Source organism: Bartonella sp. TT121SHDZB (assembly GCF_042193415.1).
Taxonomy (GTDB): Bacteria; Pseudomonadota; Alphaproteobacteria; order Rhizobiales; family Rhizobiaceae; genus Bartonella.
On record NZ_JBHILR010000001.1, the window covers coordinates 262,379 to 283,719 of the forward strand.

A 21,341-nucleotide genomic window follows, 5' to 3' on the forward strand; every position below is an offset into this window, starting at 1 on the left:
AGAGTTTTGCTATGCGGCAATCATCTTTTATTATTCTGATAAAAGTTTAAGCGTTATCGCAGCAACAAAAGAGCTAAAAAGACTCAAAAGAAGTGAAAAAGCGCCAAGAAGAGCTAGGGATGTGAGAAAAGAGGCATTTGGGTTTGTTGGAGCTGTAGCAGCTGAAACACCAAAAATCATAATTGGAATGATCCATGGCAAGATAATGATGAAAATAAGAAGGGTACTTTGCAACAATGAGGTTGCCAGTGCTGCTCCTATAGCGCCAATAAAAATAATGGCTGGTGTTCCGCATAAAAGGGTAAGTATTGTTGTAAAAGTTATTACTACATCTAAATGGAGCATGAGGGCTAAAATAGGTGTAGCAAAAATAAGAGGAAGCATTGTTCCTACCCAATGGGCAAGACATTTGGTAAAGACAATTAGTGTAAAACTTTGTCTTTGTCCTGAAAGGATAAATTGGTCGAGATTACCATCATCGCGATCGATTTGGAAAAGTTTGTTCAGATTGAGGAGCCCTGCAAGAAGGGCTCCAAACCACAATATACCTGGTCCTATTTGTGCAAGAGTTTTGGGATCTGGTCCAATGGCAAAGGGGGTTATGATAACAACAGCGATGAAAAACAATAGTCCTGTTAGTGGAGAGGCTTGTGGTGCTAATAATAGTTTAAGATCACGCCAGAACAGTGCTTTCATTTTATTCTTTCTTAAAGAGGTAAAAATTTTTCCAAAGCGATTTTATGGTTTTCTGGAATACCTAGGGAACTATGAGTCGCGGCGATAATCATACCACCTTGATTGAGATGACGCTGGAAAATACGAGCAAGGAGTTTTTGAGCATGGTTATCAAGCCCAGATATTGGTTCATCTAAAATCCAAATAGGACGATAGGAGAGCAAAAGGCGAGCAATAGCTGCGCGTCTTTGTTGTCCAGTTGACAGAGAGTTAAAAGGTAAATGTTCAAGGTTAGAAAGACCAATATCGGCAAGAGCGTCATGCGCAAAATGTAAATGTTGACCGTAAAAATCTGCCCAAAATTGCAAATTATCAATGACAGATAAGAGAGGTTTCATAGCATTTTGAGGACCAAGATAATGACAGGCAGTTGCAACAGGGTATATTTGATCATGGTCTTTAAGGATTATATGACCTTCAGCAGCTTCAAGAAGACCGACAATGATTCGGAGTAATGTAGACTTTCCGATACCATTAGGACCGGTGATTGTCATAAGTTGCTGTGAAAATAAACAAAAAGAAAGACCTTGAAACAGAATTTCCTCGTTTCTGTGAGCGGCTAGATTTTTGCCTGATAACACCATGTGATTGCCTATTTTGTTTTTATTTTCATATTCTTTAGTGCATTATAGAATAAAAAACACATTTTTTATGCAATTGTACCTAGAATAGTTCTAGAAATAGTTCTATAAGGGGTGCCTTACATCAATATCTGGTGTAAAATGGTTTCTGGCGCTGATTTCCGCATTTGCCTATGAGCGGGTGGAGGGGGAAATGGATAGCGGAGGTAATTGCGTCTGCGCTCAAGCTGCGACCTTGACTCGTAGTTTGTGTTGTTCATTCCTGGAAATTGGGTGATTATAGTATGAGGGTGGACAGTCATGACTCAAATTGATAGCTTTAATTGTCGCAGAGTATTAAATGTTGGTGACAAAGAATATACTTATTATAGCTTGATCGAAGCGGAGAAGAACGGACTTGAAGGTGTTTCTCGTTTACCGTTTTCGATGAAAGTTATTCTCGAAAATTTATTGCGATTTGAAGATGGTCGCACAGTTAAAAAAGAGGATATCCTCAATGTTGCTAAGTGGTTAAACGACAAAGGGAGCGCCGGGGCAGAAATTGCTTACCGTCCTGCACGTGTTCTTATGCAGGATTTTACAGGTGTTCCAGCAGTTGTTGATCTTTCTGCAATGCGTGATGCTATGGTTAAACTTGGCGGTAACGCTGAAAAAATCAATCCTCTGATTCCCGTTGATCTCGTCATTGATCACTCAGTTATTGTTGATGCTTTTGGCAATTCCATGGCTTTTAAGGAAAACGTTGAACATGAATATGAACGCAATGGTGAGCGCTATCGTTTTCTTAAATGGGGGCAGCAAGCTTTTCAAAATTTTCGTGTTGTTCCTCCAGGAACAGGGATTTGTCATCAGGTTAACCTAGAATATTTAGCACAATGCGTGTGGACGAAGAAGGAAGAGGGGTGTGAGACGGTTTATCCTGACACCTGTGTGGGAACTGATTCGCATACGACTATGGTGAATGGTTTGGGTGTTTTAGGTTGGGGTGTTGGTGGTATTGAAGCAGAAGCGGCAATGTTAGGCCAACCTGTTTCTATGTTGTTACCTGAAGTAATTGGTTTTCGTCTAACAGGGAAACTTAAAGAAGGTGTAACCGCCACCGATCTTGTATTAACGGTGACCCAAGTGTTACGCCAAAAAGGTGTTGTCGGTAAATTTGTTGAGTTTTTTGGTCCTGGTTTAGAGCATATGACGCTTGCTGATCGGGCAACGATTGGAAATATGGCCCCTGAATATGGAGCAACGTGTGGTTTTTTCCCAATTGATAAGGAGACAGTGCGTTATCTCAATATGACAGGGCGTGATGAAGATCGGATTGCCTTAGTGGAAGCTTATACCAAAGCACAAGGGATGTGGCATGATGAAATGGTGGCTCATCCCATTTTTAGTGATACAATTGAATTAGATATGGGAACCGTTGTCTCTTCTATGGCTGGTCCTAAACGTCCTGAAGGACGTATTGCATTGGAAAATGTTGGGCAGGGTTTTGAGAAGGCATTGGTCGAAGACTATAAGAAGACTTCTGGACAAGATAAACGTTATCAGGTCGAGGGTGAAGAATATACGCTTGGTCACGGTGATGTGGTGATCGCTGCGATTACGTCGTGTACGAATACATCGAATCCAAGTGTTCTTATTGCAGCGGGTCTTTTGGCACGAAATGCTGTGGCAAAGGGTCTCAAGAGCAAACCATGGGTAAAAACTTCTCTTGCACCCGGTTCACAAGTCGTTGAAGCTTATCTTCAAAATTCGGGTCTGCAAAAAGATTTAGATGCATTAGGATTTAACTTAGTAGGATTTGGATGCACAACATGTATTGGGAATTCTGGTCCTTTGCATCCAGCTATTTCCAAAACGATTAATGACAATGGTATAATTGCATCTGCGGTTCTTTCAGGAAATCGTAATTTTGAAGGGCGTGTTTCCCCTGATGTGCAAGCGAATTATTTAGCTTCACCACCGTTAGTTGTCGCACATGCGCTCATTGGGACAGTGTGTAAAGATTTAACCAAGGAACCTCTTGGTGAAGATTCAGATGGTCAACCGATTTACTTAAGAGATATTTGGCCAACTTCTCAAGAAATACAGGAGTTTATCGAAAAAAATGTCACGCGTAAGGTTTTTGCCGAAAAGTATGCAGATGTCTTTAAGGGAGATGAAAATTGGCAAAAAGTTCGGATTCCTACGGGTTCTACCTATTCTTGGGATGAGCAATCCACCTATGTACGCAATCCACCTTATTTCGATGCTATGCAGAAAACACCTGATATCTTACCAGATATTAAAGATGCACGGATTTTAGGTTTATTTGGTGATAAAATCACGACGGATCATATTTCTCCTGCTGGTTCTATTAAAGCAGCTTCTCCTGCCGGAAAATATTTAATGGATCATGGTGTTAAAGTAGCTGATTTTAATCAGTATGGAACGCGTCGTGGGAATCATGAAGTTATGGTGCGTGGGACCTTTGCCAATATTCGCATTCGTAATTTCATGTTAGGGGAAAATGGTCGAGAAGGAGGTTATACGGTTCATTATCCGTCAGCGGTAGAACAAACCATTTACGATGCAGCAATGGCGTATAAACAAGAAGGTGTTCCGCTCGTTGTTTTTGCTGGTATTGAATATGGCAATGGATCATCACGCGATTGGGCTGCCAAGGGGACCAATCTTCTTGGTGTCAAAGCGGTGATTGTGCAATCTTTTGAAAGGATACATCGCTCTAATCTTGTTGGTATGGGTATTGTCCCTTTTGTCTTTGAAGAGGGGCTAAGTTGGAAATCTTTAGGCTTAAAGGGAGATGAAAAGGTAACAATTGAAGGGATTCATAACTTGAAACCTCGTCAAAAGACTGTAGCGAAAATTACTTTTTCTGATGGTAAGGTAAAAACCGTTCCATTATTGTGCCGTGTTGATACTGAAGATGAGCTAGATTATTTGCATCATGGTGGAATTTTGCAATATGTCTTACGTAAGTTAGCCGTTTAAATTCTTTTGTTTGTTAAGAAATATCTATTATTAAGCTATACAGTTGCGGATCAAAGAGTTTGGCTTCGTTTTTTTATGACTATCTTTGAAAATCTAATTGACGTTAGCTTTGGGATTGCGCTATAAACCACACAGTTATAGGCAGCTTTATAGTTTTGCTTGGGTTGGATTTATTTATATTGGTAGAGTTGTTATTGAGACTCATTTTACCAAGGTGTTGAAAGAGAGATTATATTTATGGCGAATACACCTTCTGCTCGAAAAGCGGTGCGCAAGGTTGCAGCGCGCACACAGGTTAATAAGGCCCGCCGTTCACGCGTTCGTACTTTTATACGTAAGTTTGATGATGCTTTAGCGGGTGGCGATAAGGCATCTGCAGAGATTGCATTTAAGAATTTTGAGCCTGAAATTATGCGTGCAGTTTCTAAAGGGGTTTTTCATAAAAATGCTGCTGCGAGGAAAGTATCGCGTTTAGCTAAACGTTTAAAGGCTCTCAGCGTTTAAGCTTTTTTCCTTTATTGATAAAAAAGCCAGTATCCATAAGGATGCTGGCTTTTTGTTTATTGTTTCAAAAAGTTTCTATTGAAAATAAGAATCGATAATGATTCTCCACTTGAAAAAGGAGAGAAATTTTATAGGGGGGAGTATGGTTATCCACAAGCTTTGTGGATTTTTACAGAGTCTTTTTTGTCAAGCATTTTATTTTTTTTTTTTAATCTGATGAGATTCTTTAATTATTGGTAAATTTAGAGAAAAAAAATGAATTGAATCAATAATTTTTCTCATTCCTCATTGATATAAGCATTATTTCCGGTTTTTTTGATTTTATTTTGACCTCTTGCATTTTACCTCTGCTGTTTTGTATGGTTCCTATGAAGACTAAAAAGCATGAAGGGGTCACATCAGCGCGTTATCCTGTATTTTGTTGGATACAAGGTGCTTTGGTTTTAGGCTTTTCGAAGTTTTTGTGTTGGATAGGTTTTCTGATGGTTTTTTAGTTTTTTTGATTGGTATGTTTGCCATTTTAGAAGGATGGATCATATCATGAGTGCAAGTAAATCTTATTGGTCATCTTTGTTAGTGGGGTTGTGATGAGGCTATCCTAGGGGAGGATAAGTAATCTTATTTGGGGTAGGGCGTTTTGCCTTCGCTGGTATTTATTTTAGCTATTTGGCAGGACAAAATTTTATTTTTATCAGGATGAAAGATGGTGGATAAATTGAACTCTAAAGCTAGTTCCTTTAAAAGGGTTTCGGTAAATATTCTGCCGGCAGAGAATATAATAAAGAATAGGATGGCGGGTAGTGAAGGGGCAGTTTTTAGAAATGCTTCTATAGGGCATTCTCTTGTTTCAGAGGAGGAAAGGGCTGCGGCTTTTGTACGTGTTATGGCGCAATTAAAAGCGCAGGTTGGTGTTGAAGCTTATACCAGTTGGTTTGGTCGTGTTAAGCTTGCTGAATATAGCCATACTCTTGTAAAGCTTTCTGTTCCTACCGCTTTTTTACGTTCATGGATTAATAATCACTATGGTTCTCTTTTGACTCATTTATGGAAACAAGAGAATTCAGCGATTCTTCGTGTTGAAGTTATCGTTCGCGGTATGGAACGCGTTTCAAGAGATGCCGTTTGTAAGACAGTTGCACCTTCTGTTGTGCTGGAGGAGCAGGCGACTTCATCTTTTGTTGAGAATCGTGCAGAGCATTCAGTCAAGAGTTCTCAGACTGGAGTTTTTGGATCTCCACTTGATTCTCGTTATACTTTTGAAAGTTTTGTTGAGGGGGCTTCTAATCGCGTTGCTTTAGCGGCTGCGCGTTCAATTGCGGAAGGGCATAAAAGTGCTTTGCGTTTTAATCCTCTTTTTATTCACGCGTCTGTTGGTTTGGGAAAAACACATTTACTTCAAGCAATTGCGGCTTCTGCATTGAAGCGTTTAACATCTGCACGTGTTATTTATTTGACTGCTGAATATTTTATGTGGCGTTTTGCAACAGCTATTCGTGATAATGATGCTCTTTCTTTTAAAGAGCAGCTTCGCGATATTGACCTTTTGATTATTGATGATATGCAGTTTTTGCAGGGTAAGTCGATACAACATGAGTTTTGCCATTTGCTTAATATGTTGCTTGATAGTGCAAAACAAGTTGTTGTCGCTGCAGATCGTCCACCGGCGGAATTAGAGTCGCTTGATCTTCGGGTTCGGTCTCGTCTTCAGGGAGGGGTTGCACTTGAAATTGAAGCACCGGATTATGAAATGCGTTTGCAAATGTTGCGCCAGCGGTTGAAGGTAGCACAACAAGATGATAGCATGATATCCATTTCTGATGATATCTTAGAATATATTGCGAAAACAGTTTTAGGCTCTGGGCGTGATATTGAAGGAGCATTTAATCAGCTCTTGTTTCGTCAATCTTTTGAGTCTGATTTATCTTTAGAGCGGATTGATGAGTTATTAGGTCACTTGACGCGTCCTGGTGAACCTAAGAGAATTCGGATTGAAGAAATTCAGCGTACTGTAGCGCGCCATTATAATGTTTCTAAACAGGATTTATTGTCTAATCGTCGAACACGTACCGTTGTGAAGCCACGGCAAGTAGCGATGTATTTAGCAAAAGTATTAACGCCCCGTTCGTTGCCAGAAATTGGACGTCGTTTTGGTGGGCGTGATCATACAACAGTTTTGCACGCTGTGCGTAAAATTGAAGATTTGGTTTGTGGTGATCAGACATTGGCCAAGGAACTTGAATTGCTTAAGCGGTTGATTGGAGAACAAGCTGTATAGTGTTTATCATTTTCTTTTTTGGAGAAAATTTAAAGGCTTTATGAAGGGATTTATTTTTTCTTATGCAGTAGTGGCTTGCCATTTTAAGAGAGGTTTAATAAACTCTAACGGGTGATTCTTTAAAGAGGATCTATTATTTTAATTCTAAGAAATTCTTATAGTTTTTGGTAAATCAACGGGGCTTTTATGCGTATTACAGTTGATCGCAGTCAATTTCTCAAGTCTCTCGGTCGTGTTCACCGTGTGGTAGAGCGCCGTAATACTGTTCCTATTTTATCGAATGTGTTGATTGATGCAGACAATGGTCGTGTGCAGTTAAAAGCAACAGATCTTGATTTAGAGGTTACAGAATCTTTTACAGTAAATGTTGAACGAGCTGGAGCAATAACTGTTCCGGCGCATTTGCTCTATGACATTATTCGAAAACTTTCTGATGGGAGTGAAGTTGTCTTATCCTTTGATGAGAATCAAGCAAGTACAATGTCTGTTGTTTCAGGTTGTGCACATTTTCAACTTCAATGTCTTCCGAAGGCAGATTTTCCAGAGTCACTTCCTGGGCAGTTTGATTGTCGCTTTTCTCTATCGGCATCAGGGTTAAAGCATTTACTTGATTGTACGCAATTTGCTATTTCTACTGAAGAAACCCGTTATTATCTTAATGGTATTTACTTCCATGTTATTAATGATGGTGTTTTGAAATTGCGTTTGGTTGCAACTGATGGTCATCGTTTGGCACAAGTTGAGATGGCAGCTCCTTCAGGAGTTGAGGGAATGCCCGGTGTTATTGTTCCTCGTAAAGCTGTAGGGGAGTTGCAAAAACTTCTTTCAGAAGAAAATGATAGCGATGTATGTATAGAGCTTTCAGAGACAAAGATTCGTTTTTCTGTAGGTTCTGTAATTTTTACATCAAAGTTAATTGATGGAACATTTCCAGACTATCAACGCGTTATCCCTCTTGGAAATGATAAAGAATTAGTTGTTAATAGGCAGGATTTTTCTTCTGCAGTTGATCGTGTTTCAACGATTTCAAGTGATCGGGGGCGTGCAGTTAAGTTAGCGATTGAGCATGGGCAGTTAAGACTTGTTGTTAATAGTCCTGATTCGGGTAGTGCAGAAGATCAATTATCAGTAACTTACACATCTGAACCACTTGAGATAGGGTTTAATTCACGTTATCTTTTGGATATTGCTGGGCAGCTTTCAAGTGATGAGATGGTTTTTATGTTGGCTGAGGCTGGAGCACCGGCTTTGATTCGTGATAATGATGATGCGGATGTGCTCTATGTGCTGATGCCTATTCGCGTTTAGGGGCGATTGTTTTGCAATGCATGGCCAGCCGTGTGCACAAAGTGGCAGTGAGGCATCTGAAGCTTTTACGTTATCGCAATTATTCTTTTTTTAATATTCATTTTTCGGGTCAGCATGTGGTTTTTACTGGCCATAATGGTGCTGGTAAGACGAATCTTTTAGAGGCGTTATCTTTTCTTTCTCCTGGTCGTGGTTTGCGACGTGCTGCTTATTCTGACGTTAGCTTTGTAGATGGTGGAGGAGGAGGATTTGTTGTATTTGCGCGTCTTGAATGCACTCTTTATGGTGAAGTAAAGATTGGTACAGCTTTCGAGGTTAGCGATAACAGTCGAAAGGTCCATATTAATGGTGTGAATGAGTCGAGTGATTGCCTAACAGATTATTGTCATATTAGTGTCCTAACACCATCTATGGATGGTCTTTTTACAGGTCCTTCGCTTGAGCGCCGTCGTTTTTTGGATCGTCTAGTTTTGGCGATCGATCCTTTACATAGTCGCCGCATAGCAGATTATGATAGAGCTATGCGCGCACGTAATCGTTTGTTTTTGGATGGAAATGAAGATTGTGCTTGGTTTGATGCTTTAGAAAAGCAGATGGCAGAACTAGCGACAGCTATTTCAGCAGCGCGTATTGATGTTATTCGGCTTTTAAATGACATGTTTACACAAATGCCATCACAGATACCTTTTCCACGGGCTTTTTTACAAATTGATGGTTTTTTAGAAACAGCTCTTAGTGAAATATCAGCGACTGAAGTTGAAGAGCAATTTTATGGTCGGTTGCAGCGTAATCGCGCAATAGATCGTGTTGCTGGGCGGACATTAGAAGGACCACATCGTGCAGATTTGCAAATTTTTTATGCTGATAAAAATAGAGCTGCAACATCTTGTTCAACAGGTGAACAAAAAGCGCTGCTAACAGGTTTAATTTTGTGTCATGCACGTCTAACAGGAATGATGTCAGAAAGGGCTCCCATTCTTCTTCTTGATGAAATGGCTGCTCATCTTGATTCGCATCGACGTGCTGCTTTATTTGATATTCTTGATGATTTAGCTGTGCAAACATTTATGACAGGTACAGATCGTCTTTTATTTGATGACTTAAAAGGACGCGCAGAATTTTTTGAGATTAAGGATGGAGCTTTATTACTGTAAAAAACGTGCTAAATATTTTTTATAAGTGATGAGTCTACAAGAAAAGGCTTCCTATGTCTGTGATGATAACGATTTTAAATGGTCCTAATTTGAATTTTCTGGGTCAACGTGAGCCAGAAATTTATGGAACTGAAACTTTAGAAGATATTGAAAAAAGATGTAGAGAATGGGCAAAAAAAAATGATATCATAATAAATTTTTATCAAAGTAACTGTGAAGGGCAATTAGTAGCATGGATACAAGAAGCAATAGAGGTAAGTTCGGGGTTGATCATAAACCCAGCGGCTTACAGTCATACATCTGTTGCACTTCTTGATGCATTAAAAATGTTTTCAGGGACGAAAGTAGAAGTTCATTTATCTCATATTTATCAGCGTGAAGTTTTTCGCCACCATTCTTATACATCTGCAGGTGTGGACGCTATCATAGCTGGGTGTGGAAGTGATGGATATTGGTTTGCGCTTGAATATATTGCAAAACAATTAAATTGTAATAGGTAAAGAATAAGCGTTGGATAAGAGTGATATAGGCATTAAATTTACTTGATAATTATTTTCAAATTTGTACAATGTTAAGGTATTATATTTATGACAATTTTTAGTGCGTATGATGGGGGTAAATAAAGATGAAAAGCTTTGTTAGACAATTCGAAATGCTTATGATTTTAGGGGGAGCACTGCTTTTGTCTGGTTGTAAAATTGATGTTATACAGCCATCAGGTTATGTTGCACGTCAACAGCTCATTTTGATTGTTGTTTGTGTGGCTGTTATGCTTTGTGTTGTCATTCCAGTAATGGTGAGTGTGGTATTTTTAGCTATAAAATATCGTGCATCGAATATGAGAGCGGATTATTCTCCTGATTGGGCGCATTCAAATAAAATTGAAGCATTGATGTGGGGTATTCCAATTGTAATTGTAATGGTTTTAGGTTCATTAACGGCTTATTATACCTATAAGCTTGAGCCTGCCAATCCTCTTCCAGTGGAAGTTGTGGGTAAAGAAAAGCCATTGCAGGTTGATGTTGTGGCTCTTGATTGGAAATGGCTTTTTATTTATCCTGAATATGGTATCGCATCGATTAATGAAATTTACGCGCCTGAAGGACGTCAAGTTTTATTACAATTGACGTCAGAGAATTCTGTCAATGCCTTTTGGGTCCCCAAATTGGGTACAGTTCTTTATGCTATGCCGCAGATGAATGCTAAGTTGCATTTGATCGCTGAAGAACGAGGAGTATTCAAAGGAACCTCGGCAAATTACAGTGGTGATGGTTTTTCGGGTATGCGATTTAAGTGGCATTCTGTGTCTTCGCAGGATTTTGAGGATTGGATTGTAAAAGCTCGGGCTAATGGTCGAATACTTGATCGTACATCTTATCGTCAACTTTCTATTGCGCCTCGTATGGGTGATATTACTGCGAAGGAAAAAGATGCTGAAGTTCGTTATTTTGCACCTGTTGAGAAGCGGCTTTACTATCGTGTTGTTAATCGATGTGTCGATGAAAAGACGGTTTGTAATGAAGATTTAATGAAACGTGCTGCTGCTCAGACGCTATGGGGTGCACTATGTTCAGTGTTTGATCCTGATGTTATTTAAAGAGTCAATAAAGTAAAGAGCCCTTTTAACAAAGGTTTCTTTTAAACTTGAATTTCATTTGAAATGGGTTGAGAAATGTTTGGAAGACTTACAGATCCTACGGCAGGTGCTTTTCATGCGCTTGCACATGAACCGATCGTTTTGTATACATGTATTGCGATTGTTTTAGTTGGTTTAATTGCTGTTATTGCTCTAACAGTACTTGGGTGGTGGGGGATTCTATGGCGAAATTGGATTACAACAGTTGACCATAAACGCATAGGTATTATGTACATCGTTCTTGGAATTATTATGCTTGTTCGCGGTTTTGCGGACGCACTTATGATGCGAACGCATCAAGCTTTAGCTCTTGGGAGTGAAACAGCGGGTTATTTGCCTCCTGAGCATTTTGATCAAATTTTTTCGGCGCATGGTACGATCATGATTTTTTTCATGGCTACACCTATTTTATTTGGTCTTTTTAATTATCTTATACCGCTTCAAATTGGTGCGCGTGATGTTGCTTTTCCCTTTGCAAATAATCTAGGTTTTTGGATTACGACTGCAGGGGCGATCTTGATTAATATATCCCTAGGTGTTGGTAATTTTGGTCGTGGTGGTTGGCTGATGTATCCACCTTTTACAGAGTTGCAAACGAGTCCAGATACAGGGGTAGATTATTATTTATGGTCTCTTCAGCTTTCTGGTATTGCGACAACAATGGGGGCAGTCAATTTCGTTGCGACTTTGATTAAGATGCGTGCTCCTGGAATGACAATGATGAGAATGCCTGTTTTTTGTTGGAGCGCTTTTGTCAGTAATGTCCTTATTTTAGTTATTTATCCTGTTTTAACTGTAGCATTTGCACTCTTGGCATGTGATCGTTATTTGAACATGAATTTCTTTTCTAATGTTGGTGGCGGAAATCCGATGGTATGGATTAACTATGTTTGGATTTTTGGTCATCCTGAGGTTTATGTTTTAGTTGTTCCTGCTTTTGGAATTGTTTCCGAGGTTGTATCAACTTTTTCTTCAAAACGCCTCTTTGGTTATACTTCGATGGTATGGGCCATGTTGGTTATTTTGATTCTTTCGCTTCTTGTTTGGGGACATCATTTTTTCACAATGGGTGGCGGTGAAGCTGTGAATACTTTCTTTGGTATTGCGACAATGATCATCGCAGTTCCAACAGGTGTAAAAGTCTTTAATTGGCTGCTTACGATGTATAAAGGTCGAATTCGCTTTGAGCCTCCTATGCTTTGGTGCATGGGTATGATCTTTACATTTGTTGGTGGTGGATTAACAGGTGTTTTATTATCTATTGTTCCTGCTGATTGGCAGTTTCATAATTCGCTCTTTTTGATAGCACATTTCCACCATACAATTATTGGAGGTGTGGTTTTTGCTTATTTAGCGGGGATTGCATTTTGGTTTCCAAAAGTTTTTGGTTATAAACCAAATCGCATACTAGGTATTGCATCTTTTTGGTGTTGGTTTATTGGTTTTTACCTTGCCTTTTTCCCTGTTTATGCGCTTGGTTTAATGGGGGCGACTCGTCGTCTTCAGCATTACATGGAACCTAGTTGGCAGCCGATGTTTATTATTGCTGCAGTGGGTGCTTGTATTATCTTACTTGGTATCCTTTGTTTTGTGCTACAGGTTGTTTTGGCGATTTGGTACGGTATTAAGCATAAAGGTCATTTACCGATAACATTAAATGATTCTTGGGGTGATGCACGTACACTTGAATGGTTTACCTCTTCACCGCCTCCTTCCTATAATTTTGCTCTCCTTCCAAAGATACAGTCTGATGATGCTTATTGGAATATGAAGAAAAGTGGTTATCAACGGCCGACAAGTGGATTTACAAAAATTCATATGCCATCAAATACATCGGCTGGAATTATTGCTGGTTTCTTCTCATTAGTTGTTGGTTTTGCGCTTGTTTGGCATATTTGGTGGCTTGTTGCGGTTGGACTGGTTGGTTTTATTGCAACGCTTGTGTGTCATTCATTAACAGGTGATCATCATGGTTACTATATTCCAGCTGAAGAAGTGCAAAAAACTGAAGATGCCTTTACGGCTGTTCTTAAAGAACAAGGAGTGACAGTATGAGTGCTGTAACAATGAATAACGCGAGTACTATAGATGAACTTCACCACGATAGTAGCTCGGTAATGACGTTTGGTTTTTGGGTCTATATTCTTTCAGACTTAATCCTGTTTTCGACACTATTTTCAAGTTTTGCTGTATTTTCTGCTTCTTATGGCGGTGGTAAAGCGGGCAATGAGTTTATAGATTTAAAGTTTGTTTTGGTTGAGACTGCTTTCTTGTTGTTTTCATCCGTCACTTATGGCTTTGCAATGGTACAAGCACATAAAAATAACATCAGTGGTGTGCGTTTATGGATGGCTATTACCTTTGTATTGGGGTGTTGCTTCATTGGTATGGAACTTTACGAATTTCATGAACTTTTGAGTGAGGTCTTTTATTTCGATCCAAATGCTTATGCGGGTATTGATCCTGCAACAGGTTTACAGCTTTTTGGACGGGAAATTCTCTCTGCTTATTGGTCAGCATTTTTTGCTTTGGTTGGCACTCATGGTCTTCACGTAACTGTTGGTCTTCTTTGGATGGTTGTGATGTTTTTTCATCTTCGTCGTAATGGTTTGGATCAGGATAATAAAACACGTTTAGCATGTCTTTCCATTTTTTGGCATTTACTTGATATTGTATGGATTGGTGTTTTCACCATGGTTTATCTATTAGGAGCGTTGTGATGAGCATGCAAAATGAAACACATGGTTCCAGTACTGGTTCCTATTTGGTTGGTTTTATTCTGGCTGTATTTTTCACCTTGGGTTCTTTTATTCCTGTGATGTATGGGATGATGGAAAGTTGGGCAATTAGTACAAAGGTTGCATATCTTATTGGGATGGCGATTATTCAGATTATAGTACAAATTGTTTTCTTTTTACATTTAAGTTCTGGTCGAGATGCCAAGTGGAATTTAAGCGCGTTGTGGTTTGCTGCTATTTGCGTTTTTGTTATTATTGGGGGAACTTGGTGGGCTATTTCTCATTTGAATTATAATATGATGGGTGGTTCAGGGCGTGTTATTGAACCGGAAATATCAAGTAGAGATGATTCTTCAGTGTCTGAGCAGTTATCAAACAAAGATATATCCGTAAGAAAACAGCCAGAAAAGATACAGGGCTCAGAAGTTTCGATGGAGCAAGGTGCAAGTACGCAAACTCCTGTAGATCAAGCACCTGGTTCAGAAATGCCCATGGAGCAAGGTCTAAATACGCAAACTCCTGTAGATCAAGCACCTGGTTCAGAAATACCCATGGAGCAAGGTGCAAGTACGCAAACTCCTGTAGATCAAGCACCTGGTTCAGAAATACCCATGGAGCAAGATCCAAATACGCAGTTTTCTGTGAAGTAGTTGTTAGAAATATCTATGGAGCTGATGCGGTATGTATCAGCTCGTAGAAGAAATTCGTAGGATATAAAGAAGGAGATAAGTACAAGATATCAGTGGAATAAGTATCATGATTTTGAATATACTTTTAGTTTAAAAGAGAAAGTCCGTGGGGTATTTAGTCAAGCTTTAATTTTTGAAACAAGTAGCTATTTGTAGAATATACAAAAAGTGATGTTTGTAAAATTTATTACAAAGAAAGAGAATGTGAGAAACAAGTTTTTATGTTGTATGAGATAAAAAAAGCTATGAAAAGGTAATGTTTTTAGATTTACAGGATTTATATTAAAGATAGCATTAAAGTTATTTGTAAATAATAATATGCAATTGAAATCAAAAATTTAGAGAATAATCAGAAAAATTAATGAAAACCGTTGCAATGACAGTTATTGGTGCTGGTTCTTTTGGTACTGCATTAGCGATTGCTGTTGCCCGTAATGGTCATAGTGTTTTACTTTGGGGGTATGATCCTCAACATATCAAAGAATTACAGGAACAACGTTGTAATCAAGTATATTTACCCGATATTCGATTTCCTGAAAATTTATTACTTGAAGCTTCGCTTGAAACTGCGATAACAGCAAGTCACAATATATTAATTGCTGTTCCAAGTCATGTATTTCATCAAGTTTTGTATAATATTCAACCTTATTTGGATCAGCATTCACGTGTTATTTGGGCAACGAAGGGTTTAGAACATGGTACAGGACGTTTCTTACAAGAAGTTGCTCGTGAGATTTTAGGTGAAAAAATTCCTTTAGCTGTTTTTTCTGGACCCACTTTTGCTAAAGAACTGGCTATCGGTTGGCCTACTGCGATGACGATAGCAGCGTCTGATGATGTATTTGGTAAAGAATTGCAGCAACTTTTTCATTGTGACAAAAGTTTTAGAGTTTATAAAAGCTCAGATATGATTGGTGTTCAATTAGGGGGAACAGTCAAAAATATTATTGCTATTGGTGCGGGAATATCAGATGGCATGGGATTTGGGGCAAATGCCCGAATAGCTCTCATCACACGAGGATTAGCTGAAATCAGTCGTTTAGGGGGGGCTATGGGTGCTGAACTTTCTACATTTATGGGAATGACAGGCTTAGGTGATCTGGTTTTGACATGTACTGATAATCAGTCGCGTAATCGCCGTTTTGGAATACTGCTTGGTAAAGGAATAGATATAAAAGAAGCGGAAAAACAAATTGGTCAGGTTGTGGAAGGATATTTAAATACCAAGGAAGTACATAAGTTGGCGCAGCGTATAGGGGTAGAAATGCCCATTGTAGAACAAATTTATCAAATTCTCTATTGTGGTAAAAACATAACTGAAGCGGCAAACACATTATTAAACCGCGCCCTCAAGGACGAAATACAATGATGTCCTGTTTTTTTAAATAATTCCAATCGTAAAAAATAGAAACATGCTATGATAGACATATAAAATAGATTGTATTGATGGTTGTATAAGACAGTCGTATTCCAGCAAGTTATAGATTCATATCATTCGATTCTTTATGAAATATGGCTGAAATATAAAAGTTTTGGCTTTTGTCTAAGAGCTATCTCTTTGAAGATAAGTTATCGTTTCCACTTACACATGTTTATGTAATGTAATGAACAAGATATTTTTATTGTCTCTTAAATTCATCTCACAAGGATATTTGCAAACAGAATAATACAAGACTCATTAGATAGAAGCATCTTATTTATGTAACGTATAAGCTAAGAATATCGGGGCAGGGATATTGTGTATCTCTGTTTTTGTAATTCTTTAAAACAAGAAGACAATCTATTTTGGGAAGAAGATGAAATTTTAAAGATGAAAACCAGTTCCTATTTCTACAATCATTTTTAGATTCAGTTTTACGCTATCTAAAGCAATATCTTTTAAATAATAGAGATTATCTCATACCTTTATTTTCTCATTTTCTAATGAAAGCATTTCTCTGATGTATCAGGAAAATAGAATGCTCAAAAAAACACGATTGCTGTTGTATATTCATGTTCTTGTTTTAAAGAGACCTCTCTCTTAAAACTCCCAAGTCCACTTCGCGACGGTGACCGTGAATAGTGTAACGATAAAGCCATTGTGCACATCCCCATCTTTACGTTTATGAAGGAGGAAGACGAGCATCATTACCATCCCCCAATGTTGAGACAGCTCTTGGCACTTGAAGCTGTTCAGTAGAGATATTTAAGCCTTTTATTTTTTCACATGTCAATTCTGTTTTTTATATGCAAGAAATGATTTTTGGAATTATAACTTTGAAAGTCTAAGATTGAGAAAATGTTATTGTACTTGTTTGTGACTGTCAGTTAAACTAAAAAATAATGTGATCATAAAGATAATAAATTGATTTATATCAATAATTTATTTTATTTTTGTATTGAGTTAATTAAAAAATATGTGTTTTCTTGTCACAAGCGAGTTAGTATATGGATAAAAATTATTAAAAATACTTCTAATGAATCATCTCAAGTGTCAAGTGTTGTTTCAACACATGGCAAGTGAGATGACGGTGTTGGTTTGTCATCTGTATAAACATTAAAATGGTGGTAAAAAAAGGATTTTATATACTTCATAGGGATTTTTTATACGTTTTACAGGTACCATTGTGAAATGGAATGGCATGCATTGAGAGATATCTTAAAAAAATGCATGAAGGAGCAACAGCTATAGTGTTTTTGGGTGTTCTATTTTATCTGACATATCAGAGAAACGCTTTCATTAAAGAACGAGCAAAATAAAGGTGTGAGGTAAAGAGTAATCTCCATTATTAAAAAAACATTGATGTAGATGCTTTTAAAATCGTAAAGTCTCATTAAAGAATAATAGTAAAATTAACGATTGATTTCTTTACGCTTTCATATTCTTCCTAAATTAGATTGTATTTGCGTTTCAAGAATAAATCAAACGGTAGAAATATTTTTTTCAATTTGCTACACAAAAGCTGAAACTAAGGATTTTAATAATTCTCTAATCTCTGTTTCAAACTGCGGTGGCATGAGGGTTGGATATTGATTTATAAGCAATGGCAAAAGCGTATACTTTAGTAAGGTAAATGACGTCATAAAACACAAACTTTATCAACCATGAATTGAAGAAATATTCCGGCTTTTTATAAAATATTTTGCGAAACAAGGCATCGTACAGCTGGTTTTGTATTCACTTATTCTTACAAACACTTGTCACATGCTTTACGTCATATTATTATAAGTCAATACACTGTTATATAGCTGAGAAAGTACTCAATACCCGATTAAAGCACTATGCACATGATTGATTTTATTTTTTAGTGCAATGAAATAAAATTTATCCTTCTTGAGAATCGTCACTTTTTTTTAGTTCTTCAAGTATTGGCATAGACATGATGTTATAGCCTGAATCAACATAATGGATTTCACCTGTAACACCTGATGATAAGTCAGAGAGTAGATAAAGAGCAGATTTTCCAATTTCATGAATATTTACGGTACGACGTAATGGGGCATTACGGCGTTGATGTGAAAATATTGCACGTGCAGCTGCAATACCATTACCTGCTAAGGTTCTAACTGGACCAGCTGAAATTGCATTGACGCGGATATTTTGAGGACCAAAGTCCGCTGCTAAATAACGTACCATAGCTTCTAAAGCGGCCTTAGCAACGCCCATGATGTTATAATTAGGGACGACTTGCTGTGAAGCACCATAGGTAAGAGTTAGAAGTGTTCCTCCATTGGGCATAAGCCTACCGGCGCGCTGGGCAATTTCAGTAAAGGAATAAGCTGAAATCACCATTGTGCGTTTAAAGTTTTCACGTGTTGTAACATCAACGTAACGCCCTTTTAGCTGATTTTTATCTGAAAAACCAATGGCATGGACAATAAAATCAATAGTTTTCCATTCTTTTTCAAGTTGCTCAAAGACGTAGTCAACGTCTTCAATTTTTTCAACATCGCACTCTAACACTAATTTGCAGCCAAGTTTATCGGCTAGAGGCTGAACACGTTTTCCGAAAGCATTTCCTTGATAAGTCAACGCTAATTCAGCTCCTGCTTGTGCAAGTTGACAGGCAATGCCCCAAGCAATTGAATGGTCATTCGCAATGCCCATAATAAGGCCACGTTTGCCCTCCATCAAACCTTTCATATTATTCTCCGTAAGACCGTACTTTTTTCAATTACTAAGAACTTTCGTTTATACATAGCGTTGGAAAACCAGCGTTGCATTGGTACCGCCAAAGCCAAAAGTATTTGACAATACGGTATTCAGTTGTTGATGATCGCGTCGTTTACGAACGATTGGCATATCAGCAAAAGCTGGATCAAGTTCTTCAATATGGGCACTTTCACATATAAAATTGTGATTCATCATTAACAATGTATAGATTGCTTCGTGAACACCTGCTGCTCCCAAGGAATGTCCTGTTAGAGATTTGGTAGCGGAAATGGGGGGGCATTGATCACCCGCTCCAAAGATACGACGTATAGCTTCTATTTCAGGAGGATCACCAACAGGGGTTGCTGTTGCATGGGGATTAATATAATCAATTTTATTATTGACAGTTGCAAGGGCCATGCGCATGCACCGTTCTGCTCCCTCTCCTGATGGGGCGACCATATCATGTCCATCGGATGTAGCTCCATATCCAACGATTTCTCCATAGATTTTTGCACCACGTGCTTTAGCTAGTTCTAGATCTTCAAGGACCAAAACGCCAGCTCCTCCAGCAATAACAAAACCATCACGATTGACATCATAGGCACGTGAAGCTTTGTGAGGGGTGTCATTATATCTGCTAGACATAGCGCCCATCGCATCGAATAAAACAGAGAGTGTCCAATCCAAATCTTCACAGCCACCGGCAAAGATGCGCTTCTGTTTACCATATTGGATCATTTCATAAGCATTACCAATACAATGATTGGAAGTAGCACAAGCTGAAGAGATTGAATAGTTTACCCCTTTTATTTTAAAGAAAGTTGCCAGTGTTGCAGATGCTGTAGAACTCATCGCTTTAGGGACAACAAAAGGACCAACACGTTTTGGACCTTTTTGGCGTGTAATGTCAGCAGCTTCTACAATTGATTGAGTTGAAGCACCTCCAGAACCCATAATGATGCCGGTGTGTTCGTTTGATACTTCATGAGGCTCTAGACCTGCATCTAAGATCGCTTGATCCATAGCGATGTGATTCCATGCTGTTCCACACCCATGAAAACGTAGAGCGCGTCGATCTACGAGTTCTTCTATATTAATGTCAGGTTTGCCGTAAACCCTGCTACGAAAACCTAATTCGGCATATTGAGGTGCGTAAGAAATTCCGGATTTTGCTTCACGCAAACTGGTTAAAACGGCTTGAAGTCCATTTCCAATCGCGGAGACAATCCCCATTCCAGTTACAACAACTCGACGCATTCATACCTCCTTGTTCCATACAGAATAGTAAAAAATTCTTTCTGATGGAAATAACATTCAATCTTCTTTGAATAAAGCAACGCGTAAATCATTCGCCTTATAAATAGTCTCTCCATCTGCTTTTAGCCACCCATCAGCTATTCCTAAGACTAAATTTCCACGCCGGATACGCTTAAAATCTATTCCATATTCAAGAAGTTTAGTTTGTGGAGTTATCATACCTGATAACTTTACTTCACCTGTTGATATCGCTCTTCCTTTCCCTGGTTCGCCTAGCCAACCAAGGAAAAAACCTGTTAATTGCCACATCCCATCCAGTCCAAGACATCCTGGCATGACGGGGTCGCCTATAAAGTGACAATTAAAGAACCACAGGTCTGGTGTAATGTCAAATTCGGCGCGGACTATTCCTTTATCGTATATACCGCCAGTTTCACTAATTTGAGTGATTCGATGAATCATCAACATTGGCGGTGCTGGCAATTGCGCATTACCTTTACCAAACATTTCGCCGCGAGCGCAGCTTAGAAGCTCTTCATAAGTGTAGCGAGACTTTTGTTCAGCCATTGTTACTCCATTTATTTGCATATATCTTTATTTCTGCGCTTTTCCCCAATCTACTTTTAGAGCAAATTTTAAAGAGAGGGAAATGATTTTATATCATTTTTAATGACAAAGACCCTTTTTTATGTATTCTACGGGGATAATTATTAAAAAATGGAATATAAGATTACACCATACTATTCCCATTTTTTTGTATTTTGATCTTATTTAAACAGGAATAATTTTGGTTTGTAATATGTCAGTGAGTTCAGACGATTTAGATATAAATGAAGAGCAACAGTTCACAAAAGAGTGTGGAAAAGTTGTGCAATATTATTCCATTTCTATGTTAGAAAAACGTTTGCGCCAAAATGGTTTGCGTCTAACACGTCAGCGGTTAGAACTTGCACATATGATTTTTTCTCAAGGGAATCGTCATATTACTGCTGAAGAGCTCTATGAAGAAGCGGTGAGGGCGAGTGTACCTGTATCCTTAGCAACAGTTTATAATACGCTTCATCAATTTACGGAAGCGGGATTATTACGGATTATTGCTGTAGAAGGTTCGAAAACTTGGTTTGATACCAATACCTCTGATCACTACCATTTTTATATAGAAGGCGAAAATCGCATTCTTGATATTCCATGCAATTTGGAAGAAGCTCTCATTATTAGAAATTTGCCTAAGCCCCCGAAAGGTATGGAAATTTCACATGTTGATTTGATCGTGCGATTGAGATCCAAAAATTAATTTTGTGAGAGGGGGTGAAGATGTTCAATGAGGAATAAAAATTAAAC

Annotated in this window: 17 protein-coding genes; 12 read left to right on the plus strand and 5 right to left on the minus strand. The window is 38.4% G+C overall.

All coding sequences use genetic code 11. From position 1 onward, the window contains the following. Positions 1-30: 30 nt before the first annotated feature. Complete coding sequence (gene ccmB, locus ACFIKI_RS01025) at positions 31-696, minus strand: heme exporter protein CcmB (RefSeq protein ID WP_375621965.1); 666 nt, start codon at positions 694-696, stop codon at positions 31-33. Between the two features lie 11 nt (positions 697-707). After that, positions 708-1,319 (minus strand): heme ABC exporter ATP-binding protein CcmA, encoded by a 612-nt coding sequence (gene ccmA / locus ACFIKI_RS01030; RefSeq protein ID WP_375665260.1) that lies wholly within the window; start codon positions 1,317-1,319, stop codon positions 708-710. Between the two features lie 297 nt (positions 1,320-1,616). Here ccmA and acnA point away from each other — a divergent pair, with 297 nt between their 5' ends. From acnA to gpsA, 11 genes are all read left to right on the plus strand, one after another. After that, positions 1,617-4,304, plus strand: a complete 2,688-nt coding sequence (gene acnA, locus ACFIKI_RS01035) for an aconitate hydratase AcnA (RefSeq protein ID WP_375665262.1) — start codon at positions 1,617-1,619, stop codon at positions 4,302-4,304. Between the two features lie 237 nt (positions 4,305-4,541). Next, entirely contained in the window at positions 4,542-4,808 is a 267-nt protein-coding gene (gene rpsT / locus ACFIKI_RS01040) for a 30S ribosomal protein S20 (protein ID WP_273790272.1), read from the plus strand. A gap of 703 nt (positions 4,809-5,511) precedes the next feature. After that, positions 5,512-7,083: a chromosomal replication initiator protein DnaA gene (gene dnaA, locus ACFIKI_RS01045; RefSeq protein ID WP_375665263.1), complete on the plus strand. Its 1,572-nt coding sequence runs from the start codon at positions 5,512-5,514 to the stop codon at positions 7,081-7,083. A 186-nt stretch (positions 7,084-7,269) separates the two neighbouring features. Next, positions 7,270-8,391 (plus strand): DNA polymerase III subunit beta, encoded by a 1,122-nt coding sequence (gene dnaN, locus ACFIKI_RS01050; protein WP_375665264.1) that lies wholly within the window; start codon positions 7,270-7,272, stop codon positions 8,389-8,391. 20 nt (positions 8,392-8,411) lie between these two features. Continuing rightward, on the plus strand, positions 8,412-9,545 hold the full coding sequence (gene recF / locus ACFIKI_RS01055; RefSeq protein ID WP_375665265.1) for a DNA replication/repair protein RecF: 1,134 nt from the start codon (positions 8,412-8,414) through the stop codon (positions 9,543-9,545). A gap of 53 nt (positions 9,546-9,598) precedes the next feature. Further along, positions 9,599-10,045 carry a type II 3-dehydroquinate dehydratase gene (gene aroQ / locus ACFIKI_RS01060; RefSeq protein WP_375665267.1) on the plus strand — a complete coding sequence of 149 codons (447 nt, stop codon included), beginning with the start codon at positions 9,599-9,601 and terminating at the stop codon, positions 10,043-10,045. A gap of 125 nt (positions 10,046-10,170) precedes the next feature. Beyond that, the gene (gene cyoA / locus ACFIKI_RS01065) at positions 10,171-11,142 is read left to right on the plus strand and encodes a ubiquinol oxidase subunit II (protein ID WP_375665268.1); all 972 of its coding nucleotides are present in this window, start codon (positions 10,171-10,173) and stop codon (positions 11,140-11,142) included. A 75-nt stretch (positions 11,143-11,217) separates the two neighbouring features. Next, positions 11,218-13,236 (plus strand): cytochrome o ubiquinol oxidase subunit I, encoded by a 2,019-nt coding sequence (cyoB, locus tag ACFIKI_RS01070; RefSeq protein WP_375665270.1) that lies wholly within the window; start codon positions 11,218-11,220, stop codon positions 13,234-13,236. Then, complete coding sequence (locus ACFIKI_RS01075) at positions 13,233-13,901, plus strand: cytochrome (ubi)quinol oxidase subunit III (RefSeq protein ID WP_375665271.1); 669 nt, start codon at positions 13,233-13,235, stop codon at positions 13,899-13,901. The genes cyoB and ACFIKI_RS01075 overlap by 4 nt, the downstream gene beginning before the upstream one ends. Before the next feature lie 5 nt (positions 13,902-13,906). After that, positions 13,907-14,569: a cytochrome o ubiquinol oxidase subunit IV gene (gene cyoD, locus ACFIKI_RS01080; RefSeq protein WP_375665272.1), complete on the plus strand. Its 663-nt coding sequence runs from the start codon at positions 13,907-13,909 to the stop codon at positions 14,567-14,569. A 400-nt stretch (positions 14,570-14,969) separates the two neighbouring features. Further along, positions 14,970-15,977 carry an NAD(P)H-dependent glycerol-3-phosphate dehydrogenase gene (gene gpsA / locus ACFIKI_RS01085; RefSeq protein WP_375665274.1) on the plus strand — a complete coding sequence of 336 codons (1,008 nt, stop codon included), beginning with the start codon at positions 14,970-14,972 and terminating at the stop codon, positions 15,975-15,977. Positions 15,978-17,912: 1,935 nt separating this feature from the next. On the opposite strand, the gene fabI is transcribed toward gpsA, so the two are convergent. The 3 genes from fabI to fabA are packed head-to-tail and all read right to left on the minus strand — an operon-like array spanning position 17,913 to position 20,567. Then, entirely contained in the window at positions 17,913-18,731 is an 819-nt protein-coding gene (gene fabI, locus ACFIKI_RS01090) for an enoyl-ACP reductase FabI (RefSeq protein WP_375665276.1), read from the minus strand. 48 nt (positions 18,732-18,779) lie between these two features. Then, positions 18,780-20,000: a beta-ketoacyl-ACP synthase I gene (gene fabB / locus ACFIKI_RS01095; protein WP_375665277.1), complete on the minus strand. Its 1,221-nt coding sequence runs from the start codon at positions 19,998-20,000 to the stop codon at positions 18,780-18,782. A 57-nt stretch (positions 20,001-20,057) separates the two neighbouring features. After that, positions 20,058-20,567, minus strand: a complete 510-nt coding sequence (gene fabA / locus ACFIKI_RS01100) for a 3-hydroxyacyl-[acyl-carrier-protein] dehydratase FabA (RefSeq protein WP_375665278.1) — start codon at positions 20,565-20,567, stop codon at positions 20,058-20,060. Between the two features lie 232 nt (positions 20,568-20,799). On the opposite strand from fabA, the gene irrA reads away from it, so the two are divergent. After that, the gene (gene irrA, locus ACFIKI_RS01105; protein ID WP_375665280.1) at positions 20,800-21,294 is read left to right on the plus strand and encodes an iron response transcriptional regulator IrrA; all 495 of its coding nucleotides are present in this window, start codon (positions 20,800-20,802) and stop codon (positions 21,292-21,294) included. The last annotated feature ends 47 nt before the right edge of the window (positions 21,295-21,341 follow it).